Origin of the sequence: Aeromonas sp. HMWF014 (assembly GCF_963878295.1) — a bacterium.
Lineage (GTDB): Bacteria > Pseudomonadota > Gammaproteobacteria > Enterobacterales > Aeromonadaceae > Aeromonas > Aeromonas popoffii.
Genome location: NZ_CAWNYS010000540.1, coordinates 3,484 through 9,269, shown reverse-complemented (window position 1 = coordinate 9,269; position 5,786 = coordinate 3,484). Strand labels below are relative to the sequence as shown.

Here is a 5,786-nt window from a genome sequence, read left to right as displayed (position 1 = left end):
TTCCGGGTGCTATCTCGTTGCAGTCAGCGGCTCAACGGGCCGGCATGGCCAGATTGAGCGCCTTGACCTCGTCGGCCTCATCGTGGGAAAGCTCGCCAGCGATCTCCCCCTCCCGCATGACGATGATCCGATCCGCGATGCCCAGCACCTCCGGCAGCTCGCTTGATACCACCACCACGGCGATACCCACCTTGGCCAGATCGTAAATCACGTTGTAAATCTCGTTTTTTGCCCCGACGTCGATGCCACGGGTCGGCTCGTCGAGCAAAATGACCTTCATGTCTTCGGAGAGCCAGCGCCCCAGAATGGCCTTCTGCTGGTTGCCGCCGGAGAGGTGCATGATGGCCTGATAGGGGGACGGGGTTTTGACCCGCATGTCGCGGATCCGCAGCCGGGCGTTTTCGTCTTCCCATGTTTGGTTAATCCAGAAGCCCCACCACGCCTTGTGGCGCCGGGCGCTGATGTTGATGTTCTCCTGCACCGAGTGAATGGGGATAATACCGAGGGCTTTTCTGTCCTCGGTACAGAGCATGATGCCGCAGTGAATGGCATCAATGGGGTTGCGAATGGGCACAGGTTTGCCAAACACCGAGATCTCGCCAGAGACCAGCTTGTCGGCACCAAAGATGAGCTTCATCAGCTCGCTGCGACCGGCCCCCACCAGCCCGAAAATGCCAAGGATCTCCCCTCGCTTGACCTCAAACGAGATGGGTGTCTGCAGGCCGGGCCCCATCAGGTTTTCCACCCGCAGGCCCACTTCCCCAAGCGCTCTTGGGCTGTAACCGTAGATATCGGTCAGCTCGCGCCCCACCATGGTCTTGACCAGCAGATCCCGGCTGACCTCGGCCATGGAGGCGAAGGTGCGTACGAACTGGCCATCCTTGAATACCGTGATGGCATCGCACAGGGCGAAGATCTCGTCCATGCGGTGGGAGACGTAGAGGATCACCTTACCCTCGTCCCGTAGCTGGCGAATGACCCGAAACAGCTGATCTATTTCGCGGGATGAGAGGCTGCTGGTCGGCTCGTCAAAGGCGATGATCCGGGCATCCCGGGTCAGGGCCTTGGCAATCTCCACCATTTGCCATTGACCGAGCGACAGGTACTTGAGCGGCGTCTCGGGCGACACATCCATGCCGAGGCGCGCCAGCTGCCTGACCGCATCCTGATAGAGCTTCTCCCGATCGATGACGCCATGCCGGGTGGGCAGCTGGCCGAGGTAAATGTTCTCGGCCACGCTCATCTCGGGCACCAGATGCAACTCCTGATAGATAATGGCGATCCCGCTCTCCAGCGCATCGACCGTGCTCTGGAATACCCGCTCCTGACCGGCCAGCTTCACCACCCCGGTGGTGGGCGCCTGAAAGCCGCTCAGGATCTTGAGCAGGGTCGACTTGCCCGCGCCGTTCTCTCCCATCAGGGCATGCACCGAGCCCTGCTGGCAGGAGAAGGAGACGTTTTGCAGCGCCTTGACGCCGGGAAACTCCTTGCTGATGCCGCAAAACTCCAGATAAGGAACTGACTGATCCATGTGTTTACTCCAGATCACAGGCATGGGCGGTTCTGCGCCATGCCGGTATCGATGTCAGAGGTTAGACCGCGCCTGTCACAGACCTTTTTTCTGCAGCTCGACCTTGAAGTTGTCGCGGGTGATGAGCACAACGTCGGTCACTTCGGTGAAGTTGGCTGGCTCTGCGCCATTGACGACCCAGTCATGCAGCATCTGGATACTCTTGTAGCCGTGCACATCCGGGCTGGGCAGCAGGGAGCCGAGGAAACCGGTGGCGCTGGACTTGGAGAGCTCGTTCACCGCATCCACCCCGTTGATGCCGATGCCAATGACATTCGCGGCCTTGAAGCTCTGCCCTTCGGTGGCGCGCACGCCGCCGAGCACTGTATTGTCATTCATGCCGACGATGAGCCAGTTCTTCACCTCGGGGTGCTGCACCAGCATGGAGTTGGCGGCATCCAGTGCCCCCGGAATGTCGTTGGCCTTGGTCGGTGAACGGTAGATCTGGGCATCGGGGAAGCCGGCGACCTTGAGCGCACTCAAAGAACCCTCGACCCGACGACGGGCGGTATCCAACTCATCGGCCGTGATGGCCAGTACCCCGGTCGCCTTCACATCCCACTGGCGTTTTTGCATCTCCTTGTAGAGCTCCTGACCCTGGCGCTCGCCAATCTTGGTGGCGGCCATCATCACCAGCGGCACCTGCTCCATGGGCTGGCCCTTGGCGTTAACGAATTGGTCATCCACAGTGATGACCTTCAGACCCATGCTGTTGGCCTTGGCCATGATGGCGGCCCCGAGCTTGGGGTCAGGGGTACAGATGACAAAGCCCTTGGCGCCGTTGGCCGCCAGGCTGTCGATGGCATTGAGCGTCTTCTCGCCATCGGGTACCGCTATCTTGATCACCTCGAAACCGAGATCCTTGCCGGCCTTGTCGGCGAAGTTCCATTCGGTCTGGAACCAGGGCTCCTCCGGCTGCTTGACCAGGTAACCCAGCTTCAGCGCCTCGGCCGAAAAAGCAGAATTTGCCATACCAAAGGCAAACCCCATAGCAATCATGCCTTTAACGATTTTGTTCATGTGAATGTCTCCAAGTGTTCTATCAATCCATGTACCAACGAAGTGCGGCCGTTCGTACAACTCAATCAGCCGCCACATAAAAACATGTTCAAACATGACGTTATTGTTATTGCTAGATGAACAAACCAAGTTGTAAACGTTTTCTCACTAAAAAATGGAGAGCAGGATCACGCCATAAAATTGCAGCCATTTTGTCTATATTTTCAGCAAAAAAGTCATATAAAGGATCCTGGACAGCCATCACCATCTTGCGTTGATAGCGTTTAAATCCATATTTCCAGCAGCCAATGGCTAACCGCCCGTCCAGTCCATCTCCTATGGTTCCTCCCCAGTCCCCCTCATTGATGGTCAGGAGCACCTATGTCTGAGCACCCCAGGTCCGAGTACATCGTCATCGGACTCGATTTTGGCAGCGATTCGGTCAGGGCACTCGCCGTGCGCTGTCAGGACGGCGCCGAGCTGGCAACCCATGTCGTCTATTACCCACGCTGGCAGGCCGGCCACTACTGTCAGCCGGTCAACAACCAGTTCCGCCACCACCCTCTCGACTATCTGGAATCCATGGAGCAGGCGGTGGTGCAGGTGGTGAGCCAGCTCACCCCCATCCAGCGCGCCGCCGTGCGCGGTATCGGGGTGGACAGCACGGGCTCGACACCCGCCCCCATCGATGAGAAGGGGCAAGTGCTGGCCCTGCGCCCCGAGTTTGCCGACAATCCCAACGCCATGTTTGTGCTGTGGAAGGATCACACCGCCATCGAAGAGGCTGAGGCCATCACGGCGCTCTGCCACGGCGGCCAGTTCCCCGACTACAGTCGCTACATAGGCGGCATCTACTCATCCGAGTGGTTCTGGGCCAAAATCCTGCACGTCTCCCGCAGCGATGCGGCGGTGCGCGCCGCGGCCTGCAACTGGGTCGAACTGTGCGACTGGGTGCCCGCCATCCTGAGCGGCACCCAGGCCCCGGCCGACATCAGGCGCGGGCGCTGCTCCGCCGGCCACAAGTCCCTCTGGCACCCGAGCTGGGGCGGCCTGCCTCCCGCCGATTTTCTCAACGCGCTGGATCCGCTGCTGACCGAAGATCTCGACTGCCCGCTCTTTACCGACAGCTGGACTGCTGATCTGCCGGTCGGCACCCTGACCCCAGAGTGGGCCAAGCGGCTGCATCTCTCCTGCGAGGTGGTGATCGCCGGCGGCGCCTTTGATTGCCACATGGGTGCGGTGGGGGCCGGGGCCGGCCACAATACCCTGGTCAAGGTGATCGGCACCTCCACCTGCGACATCCTGATCGCCGATGAGGCCACCATAGGCGGGCGCACGATCACAGGGATCTGCGGCCAGGTGAGCGGCAGCGTGGTACCAGGCATGGTGGGGCTGGAGGCGGGACAGTCGGCGTTTGGCGATATCTACGCCTGGTATCAGCGCCAACTGAGCTGGCCGCTCGACCGGCTCGCCGCCCAGTCCCCCGAACTTCACACCGCCATCGAAGCCCACAAGCGGGAACTGTTGCCGAGCCTCGCCGCCGCTTGGGAGCAGCAACGCGATCTGGCCCACCTGCCAGTGGTGCTCGACTGGTTCAACGGCCGCCGTACCCCGTATGCCAACCAGCGCCTGCAGGGCACCCTTACCGGGCTCAACCTCGGCACGGATGCGCCCGACTTGTTCGGCGCTCTGGTGGCCTCCACCGCCTTCGGGGCTCGCAGCATCATGGAGTGTTTGACCCGCCAGCAGGTGCCGGTGGAACAGGTGATCGCCCTGGGCGGCATCGCCCGCAAATCAACAACAGTGATGCAAACCTGCGCCGACGTGATGAACAGACCCATCCAGGTGGTGGCCTCGGATCAGTGCTGCGCCCTGGGGGCGGCCATCTTCGCCGCCGTGGCGGCCGGGATCCATGGCGATGTGGCCGAGGCTCAGCGCCACATGGCGAGCGCCGTGGAGCGCACCCACCAGCCGGATCCGGTGCGGGTCGCCGAGTATGAGCGGCTCTACCAGCGCTACCTCGCCTGGGGCGCCGCCGCCGAGCCCCTCTACAACCGCGGGGTACAGGCATGAACCTTCAAGCTCTCAAGGAGCAGGTGCTGTCCGCCAACCTGGACTTGCCGCGCCACGGTCTGGTGACCTTCACCTGGGGTAACGTGAGCGGTATCGACCGGGAACGGGGTCTGGTGGTGATAAAGCCGAGCGGCGTCAGCTACGAGCGGATGCGGCTGGAGGATCTGGTGGTGCTGGATCTCGCAGGCAAGCAGGTGGAGGGGGCGCTGCGCCCCTCCTCCGACACCGCCACCCACCTGGTGCTCTATCGCACCTATCCCGCGCTTGGCGGCGTGGTACATACCCACTCCACCCACGCCACCGCCTGGGCCCAGGCATGCCGCTCTATCCCTATCTTTGGCACCACCCAGGCCGACTATTTCAATGGCGAGATCCCCTGCTCCCGCCTGCTCACCCCAAAGGAGGTAGAGGAGGATTACGAGGGACAGACCGGTCACCTCATCGTCGAGACCTTGCAACGGATCCCCATTCTCACCATGCCGGGGGTGCTGGTGGCCAATCACGGCCCCTTCAGCTGGGGCAAGGATGCGGATGAGGCGGTGCACAACGCCGTGGTACTGGAAGAGGTGGCGCGCATGGCGTGGCTCACCGGCCAGATAAACCCGCAGGCTCACGCTCTGCCAGACTACCTGCTGGAAAAACACTACCAGCGCAAACATGGCAAACACGCCTATTACGGCCAGACCGAAACTTGATCAATAAAGAGGACAAGATCATGGAATTGATGAAACAGCTGGAAGTGTGGTTTCTGGTCGGCAGCCAGCACCTGTATGGCGCGACCACATTGAAGCAGGTGGCCGATCATGCCCATACCATGACCAGCCAGCTCAACGAGGGGGCTGGGCTGCCCATCAAGATAGTGCTCAAGCCCACAGGCACCACACTCGATGAGATAAGCGCGGTTGCCCGGGATGCCAACCATGACGAGCGCTGCGTGGGGCTCATGGTGTGGATGCATACCTTCTCCCCCGCCAAAATGTGGATCCCGGCCCTGAGTCAGCTGCAAAAGCCTCTGCTGCAATTTCACACCCAGTTCAACCGCGACCTGCCCTGGCGCGAGATCGACATGGACTTCATGAACCTGAACCAGACCGCCCATGGCGGGCGCGAGTTCGGTTTCATGGGCGCCCGCCTGCGGCTGCCG

The 5,786-nt window shown here is 61.3% G+C and carries 5 protein-coding genes and 1 pseudogene; 3 read left to right on the top strand and 3 right to left on the bottom strand.

What is annotated here, in order from left to right; all coding sequences use genetic code 11:
- Window positions 1–31 precede the first annotated feature (31 nt).
- From araG to AAC083_RS21065, 3 genes are all read right to left on the bottom strand, one after another.
- Complete coding sequence (gene araG, locus AAC083_RS21075) at window positions 32–1,531, bottom strand: L-arabinose ABC transporter ATP-binding protein AraG (RefSeq protein WP_108537634.1); 1,500 nt, start codon at window positions 1,529–1,531, stop codon at window positions 32–34.
- A 75-nt stretch (window positions 1,532–1,606) separates the two neighbouring features.
- Window positions 1,607–2,590: an arabinose ABC transporter substrate-binding protein gene (locus AAC083_RS21070; protein ID WP_108537633.1), complete on the bottom strand. Its 984-nt coding sequence runs from the start codon at window positions 2,588–2,590 to the stop codon at window positions 1,607–1,609.
- A gap of 112 nt (window positions 2,591–2,702) precedes the next feature.
- Complete coding sequence (locus AAC083_RS21065; protein WP_146181757.1) at window positions 2,703–2,948, bottom strand: hypothetical protein; 246 nt, start codon at window positions 2,946–2,948, stop codon at window positions 2,703–2,705.
- A gap of 2 nt (window positions 2,949–2,950) precedes the next feature.
- On the opposite strand from AAC083_RS21065, the gene AAC083_RS21060 reads away from it, so the two are divergent.
- The 3 genes and pseudogenes from AAC083_RS21060 to AAC083_RS23410 form a co-directional block, all read left to right on the top strand.
- Window positions 2,951–4,642 carry a ribulokinase gene (locus AAC083_RS21060; RefSeq protein ID WP_108537632.1) on the top strand — a complete coding sequence of 564 codons (1,692 nt, stop codon included), beginning with the start codon at window positions 2,951–2,953 and terminating at the stop codon, window positions 4,640–4,642.
- Window positions 4,639–5,337, top strand: coding sequence for an L-ribulose-5-phosphate 4-epimerase (locus AAC083_RS21055; protein ID WP_042035467.1), 699 nt, complete (start codon window positions 4,639–4,641; stop codon window positions 5,335–5,337). The genes AAC083_RS21060 and AAC083_RS21055 overlap by 4 nt, the downstream gene beginning before the upstream one ends.
- Window positions 5,338–5,357: 20 nt before the next feature.
- A pseudogene (locus AAC083_RS23410) lies at window positions 5,358–5,786 on the top strand (L-arabinose isomerase); the annotation flags it as partial.